The following is a 20,088-nucleotide window of genomic DNA, read 5'->3' as shown; positions in this document are numbered from 1 at the left end:
TTTCCTGTGTTGCAAGAGCTTCGCAACGATGCGTAAACTATGCGTATTGATCGCGTGCCGTTAGGGGAGAATCGGCGCCAGATCCCGATTGGCGAGCAACCGAGTGGCGACCACATGATCAAGAGCGTTAGCAAAGCCGACCTGCCCCTGCCGAAGCCCCGCGTTTCCGATCCGGAAGTGCTGGCAGCCGAAATCATCGAGCGACTGACCTATGGAATCGGCAAGGATGCCAAGGTTGCGACGCCCCACGACTGGCTGACCGCGACCATTCTCGTCGTGCGCGACCGCATCATCGATCGTTGGATGGAATCGACCCGCGCGACCTATGCGAACAATGCCAAGCGCGTCTATTACCTTTCGCTGGAATTCCTGATCGGCCGCCTGATGCGCGACGCCATGTCCAACCTCGGGCTGGTCGACGAGATCCGCCAGGCGCTCGCCTCGCTCAGCGTCGACCTCGACGTGATCGCCGGCCTCGAGCCGGATGCAGCTCTCGGCAATGGCGGCCTTGGCCGCCTCGCTGCCTGCTTCATGGAATCGATGGCAACCGTCAACATTCCGGCCTATGGATACGGCATCCGCTATGTCCACGGCCTGTTCCGCCAGCAGATGGCGGACGGTTGGCAGGTCGAACTGCCCGAAAGCTGGCTCGCCCACGGCAATCCTTGGGAGTTCGAACGCCGGGAAAGCTCCTACGAAGTAGGCTTCGGCGGCGGAGTCGAGACGGTACCGGGCAACAATGACGAACCCCGCTTCGTGTGGAAGCCCGGCGAACGGGTGATCGCCACCGCCTACGACACGCCGGTAGTCGGCTGGCGCGGCGAGCGCGTCAACACCCTGCGCCTGTGGTCGGCTCAGCCGATCGATCCGATCCTGCTCGATGCCTTCAACGCCGGCGACCACATCGGCGCTCTGCGCGAAAGCAACAAGGCAGAAACGCTGACCCGGGTCCTCTACCCCGCCGACGCCACGGCTGCCGGCCAGGAGTTGCGCCTGCGCCAGGAATACTTTTTCTGTTCGGCCTCCCTGCAGGACATCCTGCGGCGCCATCTGCAGCAGGGCAACGACCTGTCCGCCCTGCCCGACAAGGTGGCGATCCAGCTGAACGACACCCATCCGGCCGTCTCGGTCGCCGAACTGATGCGCCTCCTGTGCGACGTGCACGGGCTGGACTTCGACGATGCCTGGGAGATCACCTGGCGGACGTTTTCCTACACCAACCACACGCTCCTGCCGGAGGCGCTGGAAAGCTGGCCGGTGGCCCTGTTCGAGCGGCTTCTGCCGCGCCACATGCAGCTGGTCTATGCGATCAACGCTAAGATCCTGCTCGATGCGCGCAAGAACCGCAATTTCTCCGACAGCGAGATCAGCCACATCTCGCTGATCGAGGAAAGCGGCGACCGCCGCGTCCGCATGGGCAACCTCGCCTTCATGGGATCCCACTCGATCAACGGCGTTTCGGCACTGCATACGGAACTGATGAAGGAAACGGTCTTCGCCGACCTGCACAAGCTCTACCCGGACCGCATCAACAACAAGACCAACGGGATCACGCCGCGACGGTGGCTGATGCAGTGCAATCCGCGCCTCACATCGCTGATCCGCGACACCGTCGGCCCCGAATTCCTCGACGACGCCGAAAAGCTGCAGGCGCTCGACGCCTATGCGGACGACGCCGGGTTCCGCAAGAAGTTTGCCGCCGTCAAGCGCGCCAACAAGGAACAGCTCGCCAATCTGGTCGCCAGCCGCATGGGCATCCGTCTCGATCCCTCGGCGATGTTCGACATACAGATCAAGCGCATCCACGAATACAAACGCCAGCTCCTGAACATCATCGAGACGGTCGCCCTGTTCGACGAGATCCGCTCCCACCCGGAACGCGACTGGGTTCCGCGTGTAAAACTCTTCGCCGGCAAGGCAGCGCCGAGCTATCACAACGCCAAGCTCATCATCAAGCTGGCCAACGACGTTGCCCGCGTCGTCAACAACGATCCCTCCGTGCGCAATCTGTTGAAGGTGGTCTTCATCCCGAACTACAACGTGTCACTGGCCGAGGTCATGGTGCCGGCAGCCGACCTCTCCGAACAGATTTCCACGGCCGGCATGGAAGCGTCGGGAACCGGGAACATGAAGTTCGCGTTGAACGGTGCGCTGACCATCGGCACGCTCGATGGCGCCAATGTCGAAATGCGCGACCATGTGGGCGAGGAGAATATCGTGATCTTTGGCATGACCGCCTCCGAGGTCGGCAAGGTAAGGGCGGAGGGCCACAATCCCCGCGCCGTCATCGAAGGGTCCCGATCCCTCTCCCAGGCTCTCTCGGCCATTGCCTCCGGCGTGTTCTCGCCGGATGATCCGGGCCGTTACGCCGGGCTCGTCAACGGGCTCTACACCCATGACTGGTTCATGGTCGCGGCCGACTTCAAGGCCTATGCGGAAGCCCAGCGCAAGGTCGACGCGCTCTGGAGCGACGACGTGAACTGGTATTCGAAGACGATCCGCAACACCGCCCGCATGGGCTGGTTCTCGTCCGACCGCACCATCCGTCAATACACCAACGATATCTGGAGAGCCTGATGGCGAAGTCACCGAAGAAGATCGGTGATACTGCACGGCCGGAGGTTCCGCCGGCCGATGAAATCCAGGCCATTGTCGAGGGCACCCACAACGATCCCTTCGCCGTTCTCGGTCTCCACCGGGGCGAGAATGGCTTCGTCGCCCGCTGCTTCATCCCCGGCGCGGAGGCCGTGGCCGCCTGCACGCTCTCCGGCACCGTCGTCGGAGAGCTCAAATCCGTTCATGCGGCCGGCGTCTTCGCCGGTCCGGTCAAGCTCGAGAGCCAGCAGCCGCTGCGCTACCGGGCGGCCCGTGCCGATGCCGAATGGACTGTGACCGATCCCTACAGCTTCGGTCCCGTTCTGGGACCGATGGACGACTATTTCGTCCGTGAGGGATCGCATCTGCGCCTGTTCGACAAGATGGGCGCTCATCCGCTGAAGCATCAGGGCGTCGAAGGATTCCACTTCGCCGTCTGGGCCCCCAATGCCCGTCGCGTTTCGGTCGTCGGCGACTTCAACGACTGGGATGGCCGGCGCCACGTCATGCGGTTGCGGCGCGACACCGGGATCTGGGAAATCTTCGCGCCCGATGTCCGCCCCGGCGCCGCCTACAAGTTCGAGGTCATCGGCAAGAACGGTGAACTCCTTCCATTGAAGGCCGATCCCTATGCCCGCCGCGCGGAACTGCGCCCGAAGAACGCCTCTGTCACAGCTGCCGAGCTAGAGCAGGCCTGGGACGACGAGGCCCATCGCAAGCACTGGGCAAGCGTCGACCAGCGCCGCCAGCCGGTCTCGATCTACGAGGTCCACCCCGGCTCGTGGCAGCGCCGCGACGACGGTTCGATGCTCACCTGGGACGAGATGGCCAAGCGCCTGATCCCCTACTGCGTCGACATGGGCTTCACCCACATCGAATTCCTGCCCGTCACCGAGCATCCCTATGACCCGTCCTGGGGCTACCAAACAACCGGCCTCTATGCCCCGACCGCCCGCTTCGGCGAGCCGGAGGGCTTTGCCCGCTTCGTCAACGGCTGCCACAAGGTCGGCCTTGGCGTGATCCTCGATTGGGTGCCGGCGCACTTCCCGACCGACGCCCACGGCTTGCGCTGGTTCGACGGCACCGCGCTCTACGAACATGCCGATCCGCGCAAGGGCTTCCATCCCGACTGGAACACGGCGATCTACAATTTCGGCCGGGTGGAGGTCCTCTCCTACCTGATCAACAACGCGCTCTACTGGGCGGAAAAATTCCACCTCGACGGGCTGCGCGTCGATGCGGTCGCGTCCATGCTCTACCTCGACTACTCCCGCAAGGAGGGCGAGTGGATCCCCAACGAGTATGGCGGCCGCGAGAACCTGGAGGCGGTGCGCTTCCTGCAACAGATGAACCGCCTGGTCTATGGTTCGCATCCGGGCATCATGACCATCGCCGAGGAATCGACCTCCTGGCCCAAGGTATCCCAGCCCGTTCACGAAGGTGGCCTCGGTTTCGGCTTCAAGTGGAACATGGGCTTCATGCACGACACGTTGAGCTATTTCTCCCGTGATCCGGTGCATCGCAGGTATCACCACCAGGAGATCACCTTCGGCCTGCTCTATGCCTTCTCGGAGAACTTCGTCCTGCCGATTTCCCATGACGAGGTCGTACACGGCAAGGGCTCGATGATCGCCAAGATGCCCGGCGACGACTGGCAGAAATTCGCCAATCTCCGCAGCTACTACGCCTTCCAGTGGGGATATCCCGGCAAGAAGCTTCTCTTCATGGGACAGGAGTTCGCCCAGTGGAGCGAATGGAGCGAGGAGCGCAGCCTCGACTGGAACCTCCTGCAATATGCCCTGCACGAGGGCATGCGGCGCCTCGTGCGCGACCTGAACTTCACCTATCGCTCGAAGCCGGCGCTCCATGCCCGCGACTGCGAGGGCGAAGGCTTCGAGTGGCTGATCGCCGACGATCATGACAACTCGGTCTTCGCCTGGCTGCGCAAGGCACCGGGCGAGAAACCGGTGGCCGTCATCTGCAATCTGACGCCCGTCTACCATGAACGCTACGTCGTGCCGCTCCCTTCGGCCGGACGCTGGCGCGAGATCCTCAACACCGATGCGGAGATCTATGGCGGCAGCGGCAAGGGCAATGGCGGGCGCGTCGAGGCAAAGGGCGGCACGGACGGCCGCGCCACCGCCGCGCTGACATTGCCACCGCTTGCGGTCATCATGCTCGAACAAGAAAATTGATGCGGGAGGGAAACATGAAGGAAAAGAGAATCCAGCCTCTGGCGCGCGATGCCATGGCCTATGTGCTGGCCGGCGGTCGCGGAAGCCGCTTGAAGGAGCTCACCGACCGACGTGCCAAGCCCGCCGTCTACTTCGGAGGCAAGGCACGCATCATCGACTTCGCCCTTTCCAACGCCTTGAATTCCGGCATTCGCCGGATCGGGGTCGCCACCCAGTACAAGGCGCATTCGCTGATCCGCCACCTCCAGCACGGCTGGAACTTCTTCCGCCCAGAGCGCAATGAGAGCTTCGACGTGCTGCCAGCCAGCCAGCGCGTTTCGGAGACCCAGTGGTACGAAGGCACCGCCGACGCCGTCTACCAGAACATCGACATCATCGAGCCTTACGGTCCGGAATACATGGTCATCCTTGCCGGTGACCACATCTACAAAATGGACTACGAGCTGATGCTCCAGCAGCACGTCGATTCCGGCGCCGACGTCACCATCGGCTGCATGGAGGTGCCGCGCATGGAGGCCTCGGGCTTCGGCGTGATGCATGTCGACAGCAAGGATGAGATCATCGCCTTCGTCGAGAAGCCCGCCGACCCGCCGGGCATTCCCGGCAACGAGGATTTCGCGCTCGCCTCGATGGGCATCTACGTCTTCCACACCAAGTTCCTGATGGACATCCTGCGCCGGGATGCCGCCGATCCGCATTCGAGCCGCGACTTCGGCAAGGACATCATCCCCTATATCGTCTCGAACGGTAAGGCAGTCGCCCACCGTTTCGCCCGGTCCTGCGTCCGTTCCGACTTCGAGAAGACCCCCTACTGGCGCGACGTCGGCACGATCGATGCCTATTGGCAGGCCAATATCGACCTGACCGACATCGTTCCGGAGCTGGACATCTACGACAAGTCGTGGCCGGTCTGGACCTATTCCGAGATCACGCCGCCTGCCAAGTTCGTCCACGACGACGAGGGCCGCCGCGGCTCGGCGATCTCCTCGCTCGTCTCGGGTGATTGCATCATTTCCGGCTCCGCGCTCTACAAGAGCCTGCTCTTCACCGGCGTGCGCGCCAACTCCTATTCCCGCCTCGAAGGCGCGGTCATCCTGCCTAAGGTGCAGATCGGCCGCCACGCACGGCTGACCAACGTGGTCATCGACCACGGCGTTGTCATCCCCGAGGGGCTGATCGTCGGCGAGGATCCGGAAATGGATGCCCGGCGTTTCCGCCGCTCCGAAAATGGTATCTGCCTCATCACCCAGTCGATGATCGACAAACTGGACCAGGCCGGCTGATGAAAGTCCTGTCGGTTGCATCCGAGCTCTATCCGCTCGTCAAGACAGGCGGTCTCGCCGACGTCGCCGGCGCGCTGCCGCTCGCGCTCTCGAGCCACGGGATAGAGACGCGGACCCTGATTCCCGGCTATCCCGCCGTGATGAAGGCGATCCGGAATGCGGTAAAATGTGCCGAATTCGGCGATCTGCTCGGAGAACGGGCGAGCCTGCTTGCGGTGAAGCATGAAGGCGTCGACATCCTCGTCCTGGACGCCCCCGCACTGTTTGATCGCGTCGGCGGCCCCTATGTCGATCCCAATGCCCGCGACTATGTCGACAACTGGAAGCGCTTCGCCGTGCTTTCGAAGGCGGGCGCCGAAATCGCCGCCGGCGCCTTGCCCGGCTGGCAACCCGACCTCGTGCACTGCCATGACTGGCAGGCAGCCCTGACCCCGGTCTACATGCGCTACAGCGAGGCGGCCGAGCGCCCGAGCCTGATCACCATCCACAATATCGCCTTCCAGGGACAGTTTTCCGCCGACCTCTTCCCTGGCCTCGGCCTTCCGCCGCATGCCTTCTGGGAGGCACTCGAATACTACGGCACGCTGAGTTTCCTGAAGGGTGGTCTCGTCGCCTCCCATGCGATCAGCACCGTCAGCCCCTCCTATGCGGAGGAGATCCTGACTCCGGCCTTCGGAATGGGGCTCGAGGGTCTGATCGCCAGCCGGGCCGACGATCTCTACGGCATCGTCAACGGGATCGACGCGACCGTGTGGAACCCTGCGACCGACGACCACATTGCCGAGACCTATACCTCTGCCTCGCTGAAGAAACGGGTGGCCAACCGGGACGGCCTCTCCGCACGCTTCGCGCTCGACAATGACGCCGGTCCGATTTTCTGCGTCATCTCGCGGCTCACCTGGCAGAAGGGCATGGACCTGCTTGCCGAAGTCGCCGACACCATCGTGACGTCGGGGGCCAAGCTCGCGGTTCTCGGCTCGGGTGACCACGCGCTCGAATCGAGCCTGATGAACGCCGCCACCCGGCACAAGGGACGGATTGGCATGATCGTCGGCTATGACGAGCCGCTTTCCCATCTGATGCAGGCCGGCTCGGATGCCATCCTGATCCCGTCGCGCTTCGAACCCTGCGGGCTCACCCAGCTTTATGGCCTGCGTTACGGCTGCGTGCCCGTCGTCGCCCGCACCGGGGGTCTGGCCGACACCGTCATCGACGCCAACGAGGCAGCACTCGCAGCACAGGTGGCGACCGGCATCAAGTTCGCTTCCGGCACGGCCGATGGTCTGCGCTCCGCCATCCGTCGCACGGTACGGCTCCACAATTCCGCCAAGACCTGGGGTCAGTTGCAGAAGCAGGGGATGAAGTGCGATGTCTCCTGGGGCAGAAGCGCCGAGCGCTATGCCGAACTCTATAAACGCCTCGTTTCGAAAGGCCAGTAAGTCCATGATTTCGACCGTTGCCACCAAGCCTTTTGCCGACCAGAAGCCGGGCACGTCCGGCCTGCGCAAGAAGGTCCCGGTTTTCCAGCAGCCGAACTATGCCGAAAATTTCATCCAGGCCATTTTCGATTCGCTTGAGGGCTTTGCCGGCAAGACGCTGGTGATCGGCGGCGACGGCCGTTTCTACAACCGTGAAGTCATACAGAAGGCGATCCGCATGGCCGCGGCCAACGGTTTCGGCAAGGTGCTGGTCGGTCAGGGCGGCATTCTATCGACGCCGGCCGCCTCGCATGTGATCCGCAAGTACAAGGCATTCGGCGGTATCATCCTCTCGGCAAGCCACAATCCCGGCGGCCCCACCGAGGATTTCGGCATCAAGTACAATATCGGCAACGGTGGCCCGGCGCCGGAAAAGATCACGGACGCGATCTTTGCCCGTTCCAAGGTGATCAGCTCCTACAAGACCGTCGATACGCCCGGCATCGATCTCGACCGGATCGGCGCCGTGGAGGTCGGCAGCATGACCGTCGAGGTCATCGATCCCGTGGCCGACTACGCCGAACTGATGGAACAGCTCTTCGACTTTTCTGCCATCCGCAACATGTTCGGCCTCGGCTTCCGCATGGTCTTCGACGCGATGAGCGCGGTCACCGGCCCCTACGCCAAGGAAATCATCGAGCGCCGGCTGGGCGCACCCGTCGGCACGGTGCGCAACTTCACGCCCCTTCCTGACTTCGGCGGCCATCATCCCGACCCCAACCTGGTGCACGCCAAGGACCTCTATGACGAGATGATGTCAGGGGGAGACGCGCCCGACTTCGGCGCCGCCTCTGACGGCGACGGCGACCGCAACCTCGTCATCGGCAAGGGCATCTTCGTCACCCCTTCGGACAGCCTCGCCATTCTTGCGGCCAATGCCGACCTCGCGCCCGGCTATTCCAAGGGCATCGCCGGCATTGCCCGCTCGATGCCGACCAGCGCCGCCGCCGACCGGGTGGCCGAAAAGCGCGGCATCGGCATCTACGAGACCCCGACCGGCTGGAAGTTCTTTGGCAACCTGCTCGATGCAGGCAAGGTGACGATCTGCGGCGAGGAGTCTGCCGGTACCGGCTCGAACCATGTCCGCGAAAAGGATGGGCTGTGGGCCGTGCTCCTCTGGCTCAACATTCTCGCGGTGCGCGGCGAAAGCGTGAAGGACATCGTCACCCAGCATTGGGCGACCTATGGCCGCAACTACTATTCCCGCCACGACTACGAGGCGGTCGACACCGACGCCGCCAACGGCCTGATGGACGCGCTGCGTGCGCGACTGGACAGCCTTCCCGGCACCAAGGTTGGCGACCTGACGGTCACCGAGGCCGATGATTTCGCCTATCTCGATCCGGTCGACCAGTCGATCAGCCGGAACCAGGGCATCCGCATCCTGTTCGAAGGCGGCTCGCGCGTGGTCTTCCGCCTCTCCGGCACCGGCACCTCTGGTGCGACACTGCGCGTCTACATCGAGCGCTACGAGCCCGACGCCAGCCGCCATGACCTGGAGACGCAGTCGGCTCTTGCTGATTTGATCGCCGCAGCCGAGGAGCTGGCCGGTATCGGCGCCCGCACGGGCCGCGACGCCCCGACGGTCATCACCTGATCGCCCGCAGATGAACCGCATCGAAACACGGATGGGCGGCGTAGCACTGACCGACAGGGGTGCGGATTTCGCCGTCTGGTCGCATCATGCCGAGAGGGTCGAACTCTGCCTGTTCGATCCAATCGGTCGTGCCGAGGTCTGCCGCCTGCCGATGGCGCGCAATGCAGAAAGCGTACACCGGCTGCATGTCGATGGCGTCGTTCCCGGTGCGCGCTACGGCTACCGTGCCTATGGCCGCTATGCGCCGGACCACGGCTACTGGTTCGATCCCTCGAAGCTGCTCGTCGACCCCTATGCGAAGGAGCTCGACCGGCCCTTCGTTCACGATCCGAAACTGTCGATCTTCGGCACCGATACGGCAGCCATAGTGCCGAAGGCGATCGTCACCGACGACCGGCTGGCGCGCCTCGGGCGCCCCCATTTCCGCCCCGGCGGCTTCATCTACGAACTGTCGGTGAAGGCCTTCACGATGCGCCACCCCGAGGTGCCGCCGGAACTGCGGGGCACGGTCGCGGCCCTTGCCCATCCCGCTGTCATCAGCCACCTCAAGAAGATCGGCGTCGATGCGGTCGAACTGATGCCGATCGTCGCCTGGATCGACGAACGCCACCTGCCGCCGCTCGGGCTGACGAACGGGTGGGGTTACAATCCCGTTGCCCTCATGGCGCTCGACCCCCGCATCGTGCCCGGCGGGATGAAGGAACTGCGCGATACCGTCGATGTTCTCCACAAGGAAGACATAGGGGTCATCCTCGACCTCGTCTTCAACCACACCGGCGAAAGCGACCAGAAGGGCACGACGCTGTCGCTGCGCGGCCTCGACAATCTTTCATGCTATCGCCACCTTCCCGACAATCCGGCCGTACTGGTCAACGACACCGGCTGCGGAAACACCCTTGCCTGCGACCACCTCTTCGTCCGGCGCCTAATCGTCGACAGCCTGCGCCATTTCGTCGTGCATGCCGGCGTCGACGGCTTCCGCTTCGACCTTGCCCCCATCCTCGGACGCACCTTCCACGGCTTTCACTCGACCTCGCGAACGCTGCACGCCATCCTGACCGACGAGGTGCTCGAGGACCGCATCATGATCGCCGAGCCCTGGGATGTCGGTCCCGGCGGTTATCAGCTCGGCAACTTTCCGGCCCCCTTCCTGGAATGGAACGACCGCGCGCGCGACGACATCCGCCGCTACTGGCGTGGCGACGGCCACATGGCGGGTGCGCTTGCGACGGCGCTTGCCGGCTCCTCCGGCGCCTTCGGCGGCAACGGCATCCGGGAAACCCGGAGCGTCAACTTCATCGCCGCCCATGACGGTTTCACCCTGCTCGATCTCGTGTCGCACAGCCACAAGCGCAACGGCAAGAACGGCGAGAACAACCGCGACGGCCATGACGAGAACTATTCCTGGAACAACGGCGTGGAGGGCGATACCGACAGTGCCGCCATTCGCCAGCAGCGCCTTCAGGACGTCTCAGCACTGCTGTCGACGCTGTTTGCCACCCGCGGCGCCGTCATGCTGACGGCCGGCGACGAATTCGGCCGAACCCAGCACGGCAACAACAACGCCTATTGCCAGGACAACGAACTGACCTGGCTCGACTGGGAGAACGCCGATCAGGAACTGGTCTCGCACACCGCGATGCTGGCCGCCATGCGCCGGCGCTTTTCCGTGTTCAGTCGGCTGGACTTCTTCAACGGCGGCGGTGACGTGGCCTGGCACGCGGCCGATGGCACGCCGATGGCGGTCGCGGACTGGGAGGAGGACGAGGCCGCCACGCTTGCCATGCTTCTCGATACCTTCGACACCAAACTCGGCCGCAACGTGCGTCTTGCCGTTCTGTTCAATCGCTCCCGGGCGGCGCATGACTTCACATTACCGACGACAGCCGAACGCCAATGGTATTCCCTGCGGACCGCTCGCTGCCCCACGAAAATTCATGTAAAACCACGCTCGGTTGAGTTTTTTACAGAACACTGAGTTTTTTCATCATTCCGAGGCATGCACCGGCTATTCCCTGTTGGTCCAAGCCCCTGTAGGTAATTGTAAAACAAAACGATCGGTGAGGTTCCATGCCCCGTGAAATTTCGCTGTCCGAAGTGCAGTCTCTGATCGGCCAGGAGGTCGGTCTGTCGAGCTGGATCACCGTCGACCAGACGATGATCGACGCCTTCGCCGGCGCAACCAACGATCATCAGTTCATCCATGTCGATCCGGTTCGCGCGGCAGAAACCCCGTTCGGCGGCACGATCGCCCACGGTTTCCTGACGCTTTCGCTACTTTCGGCGATGAACTACGACTGCCTGCCGAAGATCCGCGAGCAGCAGATGGGCATCAACTACGGCTTCGAGAAGGTACGCTTCCTGTCGCCGGTCAAATGCGGCAAGCGCGTGCGCGGCCATTTCGTGCTGACCGAGGCGCGCTTCCGCGGCGCGGGCATGATGATGACCAATTACGACGTCTCGATCGAGATCGAAGGCGAACGCAAGCCGGCACTCACCGCCATCTGGATGACCATCATTCAGTTCGATCCGAAGGATCGGCCGGAAGGCGTCTGACAATTGGAAGCAAGCGGCGCCCAGTTTCGGGCGTCTGCATGAGCGCCGCGACAGATGCGTGCGCGGCCGGGCCGTCGATCTTCACGGCCTCCGGCAAGATGGGCTGGCCGGAGAACAACCCCGACCAGCACGTTCGATATCAGGCAGCAGCGTCCTGTGCGCCTTCGTCCAGCAGGCCGAAGACATATTCCGCGAACGAGCGCCAGCATTCGACACGGAAGGTTTCCTCGTCGACGCGATAGAGCACGATCTCGGCCTTGCCGAACACCGTGCGTGTGGCGGCGCCGACCGGGAAGGTCGCGAGCGACAGGTTGAGCGCGCAGCCGGCATTGATGGCGTTGGCAGCACCGGGACCGGAGACGATGATCGCCGTGTTCCGGTGCGACACATCCGTCGCCGAGTGGACCACGCCGGAAGCGGCGCAGTCGGCCATCAGGTCGCCGCCCTTCTCGTCGACGAGCAGCCATTCGTCGGGACCGAGCCAGAAGGCAACCCGTCCCTTTGCCGCGGCCGTGCCCTTCGGGGTGGTCGGCAGCTTCACGCCGAGCGCCTTCGACAGCGCGGCGACGCCGTCAGCATAGGCACGCAACGAGACTCGGGTCGCCGGATCGGCCGGTGTCAGCCGCACGATCGGCGATCCGCCGTGGGCGCCGGTGAGTACGGGATTGCGTTGAGCGACGATAGCATCAGCCATGGATGCGTCCCCCTTCCTTGTCAAAGAATACCGTGTCGGTCACTTCGACCGCGATGGTCTTGTCCTTCATCGGCACGTAGAGCGTTTCGCCCATGCGCGCCCGTCCGCCGACCAGCGTGGCGATCGCGATCGACCGGCCGAGGTTTTCGGACCAGTAGGACGACGTCACGTGACCGAGCATGGTCATCGGCTTCGGCTGGTTCGGATCGGCGACGATCTGACCGCCCTCTTCAAGAACCTCGTTCGGGTTCTTGGTGAGGAGACCGACCAGCTGCTTGCGACCTTCCTTGACAAGGTCCGGACGCTTCAGGCCGCGAATACCGACGAAGTCGGTCTTCTTCTTGGAGACGGCCCAGCCATAGCCGGCATCGTCCGGCGTAAGCGTGCCGTCCGTATCCTGGCCGACGATGATGTAGCCCTTCTCGGCGCGCAGCACGTGCATGGTCTCGGTGCCGTAGAGGCAGGCACCGAGGCTCTGCGCCCGCTCCCAGATCGACTGGAAGACCGAGGCGCCGAAATCGGCCGGCACGTTGACTTCGAAGCCGAGTTCACCGGTGAAGGAGACGCGGAACAGACGGGTCGGAACGCCGCAGAACTTGCCTTCCGCGATGCTCATGTGCGGGAAGGCCTCGTTCGAGATGTCGATGCCTTCGACGAACGGAGCGATGATGTCACGAGCCTTCGGACCCTGAACGGCGATGACCGCCCACTGCTCGGAGGTCGACGTCAGCCAGACCTTCAGATGCGGGAATTCCGTCTGCAGATAGTCTTCCATGTGGTTGAGCACGCGCGGCGCACCGCCGGTCGTCGTCGTCACGTGGAAGCGGTCTTCGGCAAGGCGACCGACGACACCGTCGTCATACACGAAGCCGTCGTCGCGGGTCATGATGCCGTAGCGGCACTTGCCCGGCTTCAGCGTGTCCCAGGCATTGGTGTACATCAGGTTGAGGAACTCGGCCGCATCCGGACCGACCACCTCGATCTTGCCGAGCGTCGATGCGTTGAAGACGCCGGCGACGTCGCGCACCGTCTTGCACTCGCGATTGACCGCCTGGTGCATGTCCTCACCCGGCTTCGGGTAGTACCAGGCACGCTTCCAGTTGCCGACATCCTCGTATTCGGCACCCTGGCTGACTTCATAGGCATGCATCGGGGTCTTGCGGGTCGGATCGAACAGCTCGCCGCGCGAGTGGTTGATCAAGGTACCGAAGGTGACCGGCGTGTAAGGCGCGCGGAAGGTCGTGAGACCGACCTTCGGGATTTCCTTGCCCAACACTTCGGCAGCGATCGCAAGGCCATGCATGTTGGACAGCTTGCCTTGGTCGGAGGCCATGCCGTTCGTCGTGAAGCGCTTGATGTGCTCGATCGAATGCATGCCTTCGCGCACGGCAAGGCGGATGTCCTTGGCGCAGACGTCGTGCTGGAAGTCGATGAAGGCCTTGACGCTCGTATCGCGCCCCGCCCCTTCAGCCGCACCGATCATGCCGCCGGTCCAGCCGAAGGCGTTGACGCCGGCAAGGCGGGTCGATGACGAACCGGCCGCGCCTGCGGCCTTCGCCATGTCGGCACCGGCGACAGAAGCCTCGTCGATGATCGACTGCAGGTCGTCGGTGCCGTTGCAGGTGCCGACGCAGATGCATTCCTGGGCATAGACGTCCGGCAGGAACCGGTCATTGGCCGCATCGAACTTCAGCTTGCCACGCGACTGCGAGAAGAGGTGCACCGACGGCGTCCAGCCGGCCGAGACGAGGAGCGCATCGACCTCGATCTTGCGGGCACTGCCATTGCCGTTGCGCTTGACCGTCATCGAACGGATGCGCAGACGACCGGACGTGTCGGTGACAGAATGGCCGGCCAGCACTTCGATGCCGAGATTGCGGGCTTCCGCCAGCACCTTTTCGCCCGGCTTTTCGCGGCAATCGACGATCGCGGCGACGGTCACGCCGGCACGCTTCAGGTCGAAGGCGGCTTCATAGGCCGAATCATGCGCCGTGTAGACACCGACCTTCGCACCGACGGCAACGCCGAAGTGGTTGAGATAGGTGCGGCCGGCGGAAGCCAGCATGATGCCCGGGCGGTCGTTGTTGGCGAACACCATGTGGCGTTCGATCGAGCCGGTGGCGATCACCACCTTCTTGGTGCGGACCTGCCACAACCGCTCGCGCGGGCTGCTCTTGGCCGGCTTCGCGACATGGTCGGTAACGCGTTCGGCAAGCGCCACGAAGTTGTGGTTGTAGTAGCCGAAAGCGGTCGTGCGGGTCATGACGCGGACGTTCGGCAGGCTGGCGAGCTTGGCCGCGATCGTCTGCGCCCAGTCGTAGCCGTTCTGGCCGTCGACGGTCGCACCGGTGTCGAAGTGGAACGCACCACCCATTTCCGGCTGCTCGTCGCAGATGATGACCTGGGCCCCGGTCTCGGCTGCGGCAAGCGCCGCCGAGAGACCGGCTACGCCACCGCCGACGACGAGAACGTCGCAATGCGCATAGCGGCTCGAATAGTGATCCGGGTCCTCTTCCTTCGGAGCGACGCCAAGGCCGGCGGCGCGACGGATGAAAGGCTCATAGACCGAGTGCCAGAAGGACTTCGGCCACATAAAGGTCTTGTAGTAGAAGCCGGCGGCGAAGAAGGGCGAGAAGAAGTCGTTGATCTCGCCGATGTCGAGCGACAGCGACGGCCAGCGGTTCTGCGTCTCGACCTTCATGCCGTCGAACACTTCCTGCACCGTGGCACGGACGTTCGGCTGGCGACGGGCCGCATCGCGCGAGACGTCGAGCAGCGCATTCGGCTCTTCCGGACCAGCCGTCAGGATGCCGCGCGGACGGTGGTACTTGAACGAACGGCCAGCGAGATGCATGCCGTTGGCGAGCATGGCCGAAGCGACGGTATCGCCCTCGTAGGCCGTCAGGCTCTTGCCGTCGATGGTGAAGCGGGCAGTGCGGGCCGGCGTGAGGCGACCCTTGCCCGGGATACGATTGGCGCCGCTCATTTCGACGCTCCCTTCTCAGCTGCGTTCGGGAGGAAGGCAGACACGTCGGCCTTCGGCTCTCCCGCCTTGTAGGTCAGATGGATCTTGTCGCTGACGGTGTCGCGGACAGCATTGAAGAAGCGTCCGCAACCGCTGATGTGGCGCCAGCGTTCGAAGATGAGGCCCTTCGGGTTGTCGCGCAGGAAGAAATACTCCGCGAAGGCTTCATCAGAAATCTCGGCGATGTTGGTCGGGCGGGCGATATGCGCTTCGCCGGCGGCGCGGAATTCGAGCTCGGAGCGCTCTTCCTCGCAATAGGGGCATTTGATCAGCAGCATGAGTGCAATCCCTCGTAATCAGTGCGCCACGGCAGCGGCAGCCGCCTCGTCGATCAGGCGACCGGTGCGGAACCGGTCGAGGGTAAGGCCGGCCGCCAGGCGGTGCGGCTCGCCCTTGGCGATCAGGTGCGCGAACAGGTTGGCCGAACCCGGCGTCGCCTTGAAGCCGCCGGTTCCCCAGCCGGCATTGACGAACAGGTTCTGGACCGGCGTCACGCTCTGGATCGGCGAGCGGTCGGCGGTGTTGTCGGTGATCCCGCCCCACTGGCGCATCATCTTGACGCGACGGAACATCGGGAACAGCTCGCAGATCGCATCCAGCGTGTGGGTGATGATCTGCAGGCCGCCGGTCTGCGAGTACGAATTGTACTGGTCGGTACCGGCGCCGATGACGAACTCGCCCTTGTCCGACTGCGAGATGTAGGCATGCACCGTGTTCGACATGACGACGCACGGGAAGACCGGCTTCATGGGCTCGGAAACGAGCGCCTGGAGCGGCGTCGAGTGAACCGGCAGACGAACGCCGGCCATGCCCATGACGACCGACGAATGGCCGGCAGCAGAAACGCCGATCTTCTTCGCGCCGATGAAGCCGCGATTCGTGTCGACGCCGGTGACCTCGCCGTTTGGACCACGGCGGATGCCGGTGACTTCGCAGTTCTGGATGATGTGAACTCCGCGATCGGAGGCCGCACGGGCAAAGCCCCATGCGACCGCGTCGTGGCGGGCCGTGCCGCCGCGGCGCTGCAGGGCCGCACCATTGATCGGGTAACGGGCGGTCTTCGAGATGTCGAGCGGCGGGCAATAGGCCTTGGCCTGCTCGGGCGTCAGCCACTCGTTGTCGATGCCATAGAGGTTGTTGGCATTGATGTGCCGCTTGAACGACTGCTGGTCGTGGACATTGTGCGACAGCATCATGACGCCGCGCGGCGAGTACATGACATTGTAATTGAGGTCCTGGGACAGGCCTTCCCACAGCTTGAGCGAGTGCTCGTAGATGTCCATGCTCTCTTCGTAGAGATAGTTGGACCGAATGATGGTCGTGTTGCGGCCGGTATTGCCGCCACCCAGCCATCCGCGCTCGAGCACCGCGACATTGGTGATGCCGTGCTCCTTGGCCAGATAGTAGGCGGCACCGAGACCGTGCCCGCCGGCACCGATGATGATGACGTCGTAAGACTGGCGCGGCTCGGGAGAAACCCACTGGGCCTCCCAGCCTTTGTGGGCGCGCAGCGCCTCGCGTGCCACGGCAAAAACCGAATATTTGCGCATTCGCCTCAAACTCCTGTAGGCAAGGCTTTTGGGTAGGATGACATCAGTGACAAATGCATATGCGTCACGACGGTCCTTTTGCGACGCCACGACATGCGTCTTTCGACACGATAGCCGCATACGTTCCCGGAAGCGAATTTTCTCGGAGCGAAGACCCGCGCCATATGGACTTCCTTGAGACGATCTGTTATCTGCCCTCCCTAATCGCTGGCCTCACGGCCAAGCGAAACGATTGTTTTTTGTTCCGCTGACGACCTGACTTTGGCGGAAAACAACTCAAAACCAAAGGAACGGGATAGACGTGCAGGTACTTGTCCGCGACAACAACGTTGATCAGGCGCTCCGCGCCCTCAAGAAGAAGATGCAGCGCGAAGGCATCTTCCGCGAAATGAAGATGCGCGACTATTATGAAAAGCCGTCGCAGAAGCGTGCACGCGAGAAGGCTGAAGCCGTCCGCCGCGTCCGCAAGCTGGCACGCAAGCGTGCACAGCGCGAAGGTCTGGTCAGCGCGGGTCGTCCGGCCCGCTGATCGGCCGTCTTTTCGACGTTTTCCGATGTTCTAAGGGCGGAGGCGATCGGTTCGCCCCCGCTCTTTTCATTTGAAGTTCAACTCGCTGCCATCCGATGACCGATGGGCGGCGAACAGCTCGCCGGACATTGGCCCGCCATGATCGAATACCCGCTTTCCCGCCGTTCCCGCATTGCCGGCGAAACCAAGAGCCGCCTTGCAACGACGGTGGCGTTCCTTGCGCTCGTCGGACTCGCTGGTTGCCAGACGACCGAATCCTCTGACGTGATTCGCATTGACCGAGCCCAGGGGTCGGAAGAAAACATCTCATCGCTTTCGGCTGTGATCGAGGCCAATCCGCGCGCACCTGAAGGCTACAACGTGCGCGGTTCCGCCTATGGCCGCGCCGGTCAGTTCAGCAAGGCGCTGAATGACTTCAACATAGCCCTGCAGCTTAACCCGAACTTCTATCAGGCCTATGCCAACCGCGGCCTTGTCTACCGCAACATGGGCAAGCCGGTCGAAGCCGCACAGGACTACAACACGGCGCTCAAGCTCAACCCCAACTATGACGTCGCCTATATCGGCCGCGGCAACATCTACCGCCAGGCCGGCCGAATCGACGAAGCCTTCGGCGACTTCAACCGCGCCATCGAACTCGACACCACGGACGGTCGCGCCTATCACAACCGCGGCCTGATCTATCAGCTGCGCGGCCAGCACGACAAGGCGATCGACGACTTCTCGAAGGCGATCTCGCTGTCGCCGAGCTCGCCTGAGCCCTATAACGGCCGCGGCGTCTCCTATGTCGCTCTGAACGACGACGAGAACGCTTTCGCCGATTTCAATCACGCCATCGAGCTGGACGGCAAGAACGCGGAATCCTGGGCCAACCAGGCGCTCATCTACGAGCGTCGCGGCGATAAGGCGCGTGCCGCCAAGTCCTATTCCCACGCACTCGGTCTCGATCCCAAGTATCTGCCGGCCCAGCAGGGGCTTGCCCGCACCCGCGGCGGCGGCGCCTGATCAGCGACAGAAGACGGATCCCATCGAAGATGCCGGCATTGAGCCGGCATTTTTCGTTTCCGAGCAGCGTTTCGGCTGCCGTTCCTATCGGGGATTGCCGAGGAGAAGATCGCGAGGGCGACAGCCACACTCACTGCAGACCCTGCTGAGGAGCTGCGCCATCGATGCGCTGGCCAGGCCGCCGGCGATGATCAGCAGAAGGCTGGCAAAGGCAAAACCGATCGCCGCCGTCGCAAGGCCGCTGAGCGCCGTCAACAGGATGGAAAATGGCCAGAGATCGGCCTCGCGCGCCGGAAGCACGACAAAAGCGCCGAGCACCATGGACAGGCAGGACACCACGGAGAACAGGACCAAACCGCCCTCCGACGCCATGAGTAGCCCAAGCAGCACCAGAATGAGCGCGGCAAGCAGCAAGCGATACAGCGGCGTCGTTCGCAACCGCATGGCAACCGGGCCGACAGGCAGGCGCCGGATGAACATCGCGCAGCCTCCGCCGGCCACCAGCGAACCGCTGAGCAGCGCCACCGCACCGCTCGCCAGTCGCTCCGAATTGCTGGAACCCATGCGGCTCTGCCAGAAGATTGCGCTGGTTTCCATCACCGAGAGGGACAAGAAGACCGCGGTGACGCCGTAGAGGACGAGAAGGCCGGTGAGATAGAGTGGCATCCTGTCGGCCCGCGCAGAGAAGGCGATCAGCGCGCCGAAGGTTGCGCCGAAGCCTGCCCCGAGAGCAAGAAGCAGGAAACCACCGAAGGTTGGGATCGCCGACAGCGCGGCTGCAAGCGCCGCCGCCATCATGCCCCAGATGAGAAGCGGAACGACGGAAGCAAGCGCCCGCCCCCGCGCACCACGGGTGATACCGAGTGCCAGGAGCCCTGTCGCGACCATGTCTCCTATAACGACGAACCCTTCCATGGCGATGCCTAGTGCCTGTCGCGCGACTCAGGCCGGAACAGGCCGCGCGCAATGCCGAGCGCGGCAAAAAGGCCGGTCGACGCGAGAAGGAGGGCAATGAAAGCGGAGCTGCGCGCCTCGCCCGCCGGAAACCGGGCAACGGCATATACGGCACCGCTCGCGATGACGGCGGCCACAAGGCCGCCGATCAGGACGAGAGGCTGACGCGCGCTTCGGCTGGTCCGCGACGCAAGGAACCAGCCCGCGGCGAGCGCGAGCACGAAAACGCCGATGCGAAACAGGAATGGATCATGTGCGGCAGAGAACATGGCAAAAGACGTCCGGCCGCGACGTGATCAGCGCAGGAGGAAGATGCCGGCGATGCTCAGAACGACAAAGGCGATCAGGCCGCCGATGAAGCCAGCGCCACCGAAAAAGCCGGCAGCCATCGCAAGCATGAGCGCAACGAGAATGGCCGTGCCATACTTGGTGCCGGCGATGAAGAGACCATAGGTCTTTTCATGCTCGGGATAGTTCATCGGAGCACCGGTTTCGACCGGACCGCTGTGGTGTTCGCTCATGCTCTGTCTCCCCTTGGACCAACCGCATCACGCCTGAGGTCGGCCGCCGACTTGAATTTCGTCAGGTACAGGCGGCGTCTACGACGCCTCCCCCACCTTCGATTAC

At 63.5% G+C, this 20,088-nt stretch carries 16 protein-coding genes; 9 read left to right on the top strand and 7 right to left on the bottom strand.

The genetic code is table 11. The annotated features are described in order from the left end of the window. Positions 1-117: 117 nt before the first annotated feature. The 7 genes from ACX93L_RS01285 to ACX93L_RS01255 all read left to right on the top strand — a co-directional run bounded on the left by ACX93L_RS01285 (position 118) and on the right by ACX93L_RS01255 (position 11,704). Positions 118-2,577, top strand: a complete 2,460-nt coding sequence (locus ACX93L_RS01285) for a glycogen/starch/alpha-glucan phosphorylase (protein WP_459404117.1) — start codon at positions 118-120, stop codon at positions 2,575-2,577. After that, entirely contained in the window at positions 2,577-4,790 is a 2,214-nt protein-coding gene (gene glgB / locus ACX93L_RS01280) for a 1,4-alpha-glucan branching protein GlgB (protein WP_459403166.1), read from the top strand. Before ACX93L_RS01285 ends, glgB begins: the two co-directional genes overlap by 1 nt. Positions 4,791-4,804: 14 nt before the next feature. After that, on the top strand, positions 4,805-6,073 hold the full coding sequence (gene glgC / locus ACX93L_RS01275; RefSeq protein WP_169586173.1) for a glucose-1-phosphate adenylyltransferase: 1,269 nt from the start codon (positions 4,805-4,807) through the stop codon (positions 6,071-6,073). Continuing rightward, entirely contained in the window at positions 6,073-7,512 is a 1,440-nt protein-coding gene (gene glgA, locus ACX93L_RS01270) for a glycogen synthase GlgA (RefSeq protein WP_459403165.1), read from the top strand. Before glgC ends, glgA begins: the two co-directional genes overlap by 1 nt. Before the next feature lie 4 nt (positions 7,513-7,516). After that, positions 7,517-9,148 carry an alpha-D-glucose phosphate-specific phosphoglucomutase gene (locus ACX93L_RS01265; RefSeq protein WP_459403164.1) on the top strand — a complete coding sequence of 544 codons (1,632 nt, stop codon included), beginning with the start codon at positions 7,517-7,519 and terminating at the stop codon, positions 9,146-9,148. A 10-nt stretch (positions 9,149-9,158) separates the two neighbouring features. After that, a complete protein-coding gene (glgX, locus tag ACX93L_RS01260; RefSeq protein WP_459403163.1) occupies positions 9,159-11,126 on the top strand; it encodes a glycogen debranching protein GlgX in 1,968 nt (655 codons plus the stop codon). A gap of 92 nt (positions 11,127-11,218) precedes the next feature. Beyond that, a complete protein-coding gene (locus tag ACX93L_RS01255) occupies positions 11,219-11,704 on the top strand; it encodes a MaoC family dehydratase (RefSeq protein WP_459403162.1) in 486 nt (161 codons plus the stop codon). 139 nt (positions 11,705-11,843) lie between these two features. Here the strand turns inward: ACX93L_RS01255 and ACX93L_RS01250 are convergent, their stop codons facing one another. The 4 genes from ACX93L_RS01250 to ACX93L_RS01235 are packed head-to-tail and all read right to left on the bottom strand — an operon-like array spanning position 11,844 to position 16,973. After that, positions 11,844-12,398, bottom strand: a complete 555-nt coding sequence (locus ACX93L_RS01250; protein WP_459403161.1) for a sarcosine oxidase subunit gamma — start codon at positions 12,396-12,398, stop codon at positions 11,844-11,846. Beyond that, positions 12,391-15,384, bottom strand: coding sequence for a sarcosine oxidase subunit alpha (locus tag ACX93L_RS01245; RefSeq protein ID WP_459403160.1), 2,994 nt, complete (start codon positions 15,382-15,384; stop codon positions 12,391-12,393). The genes ACX93L_RS01250 and ACX93L_RS01245 overlap by 8 nt, the downstream gene beginning before the upstream one ends. Further along, positions 15,381-15,701 (bottom strand): sarcosine oxidase subunit delta, encoded by a 321-nt coding sequence (locus tag ACX93L_RS01240; protein WP_459403159.1) that lies wholly within the window; start codon positions 15,699-15,701, stop codon positions 15,381-15,383. Before ACX93L_RS01240 ends, ACX93L_RS01245 begins: the two co-directional genes overlap by 4 nt. Positions 15,702-15,719: 18 nt before the next feature. Next, positions 15,720-16,973 carry a sarcosine oxidase subunit beta family protein gene (locus tag ACX93L_RS01235; RefSeq protein WP_459403158.1) on the bottom strand — a complete coding sequence of 418 codons (1,254 nt, stop codon included), beginning with the start codon at positions 16,971-16,973 and terminating at the stop codon, positions 15,720-15,722. A 301-nt stretch (positions 16,974-17,274) separates the two neighbouring features. Here ACX93L_RS01235 and rpsU point away from each other — a divergent pair, with 301 nt between their 5' ends. Together rpsU and ACX93L_RS01225 are read left to right on the top strand one after the other, a co-directional pair. Beyond that, positions 17,275-17,502, top strand: coding sequence for a 30S ribosomal protein S21 (gene rpsU, locus ACX93L_RS01230; protein WP_169586157.1), 228 nt, complete (start codon positions 17,275-17,277; stop codon positions 17,500-17,502). Positions 17,503-17,640: 138 nt separating this feature from the next. Then, positions 17,641-18,507 carry a tetratricopeptide repeat protein gene (locus ACX93L_RS01225; RefSeq protein ID WP_459403157.1) on the top strand — a complete coding sequence of 289 codons (867 nt, stop codon included), beginning with the start codon at positions 17,641-17,643 and terminating at the stop codon, positions 18,505-18,507. Positions 18,508-18,591: 84 nt separating this feature from the next. Here the strand turns inward: ACX93L_RS01225 and ACX93L_RS01220 are convergent, their stop codons facing one another. The 3 genes from ACX93L_RS01220 to ACX93L_RS01210 are packed head-to-tail and all read right to left on the bottom strand — an operon-like array spanning position 18,592 to position 19,982. After that, positions 18,592-19,422: an NAD(P)(+) transhydrogenase (Re/Si-specific) subunit beta gene (locus ACX93L_RS01220; protein WP_459403156.1), complete on the bottom strand. Its 831-nt coding sequence runs from the start codon at positions 19,420-19,422 to the stop codon at positions 18,592-18,594. A gap of 8 nt (positions 19,423-19,430) precedes the next feature. Further along, the gene (locus ACX93L_RS01215) at positions 19,431-19,730 is read right to left on the bottom strand and encodes a hypothetical protein (RefSeq protein WP_459403155.1); all 300 of its coding nucleotides are present in this window, start codon (positions 19,728-19,730) and stop codon (positions 19,431-19,433) included. Between the two features lie 27 nt (positions 19,731-19,757). Further along, on the bottom strand, positions 19,758-19,982 hold the full coding sequence (locus tag ACX93L_RS01210; RefSeq protein WP_169586149.1) for an aa3-type cytochrome c oxidase subunit IV: 225 nt from the start codon (positions 19,980-19,982) through the stop codon (positions 19,758-19,760). Positions 19,983-20,088 lie beyond the last annotated feature (106 nt).

Source organism: Rhizobium sp. CAU 1783 (assembly GCF_054551725.1).
This window is presented reverse-complemented; position numbering and strand designations above follow the sequence as displayed.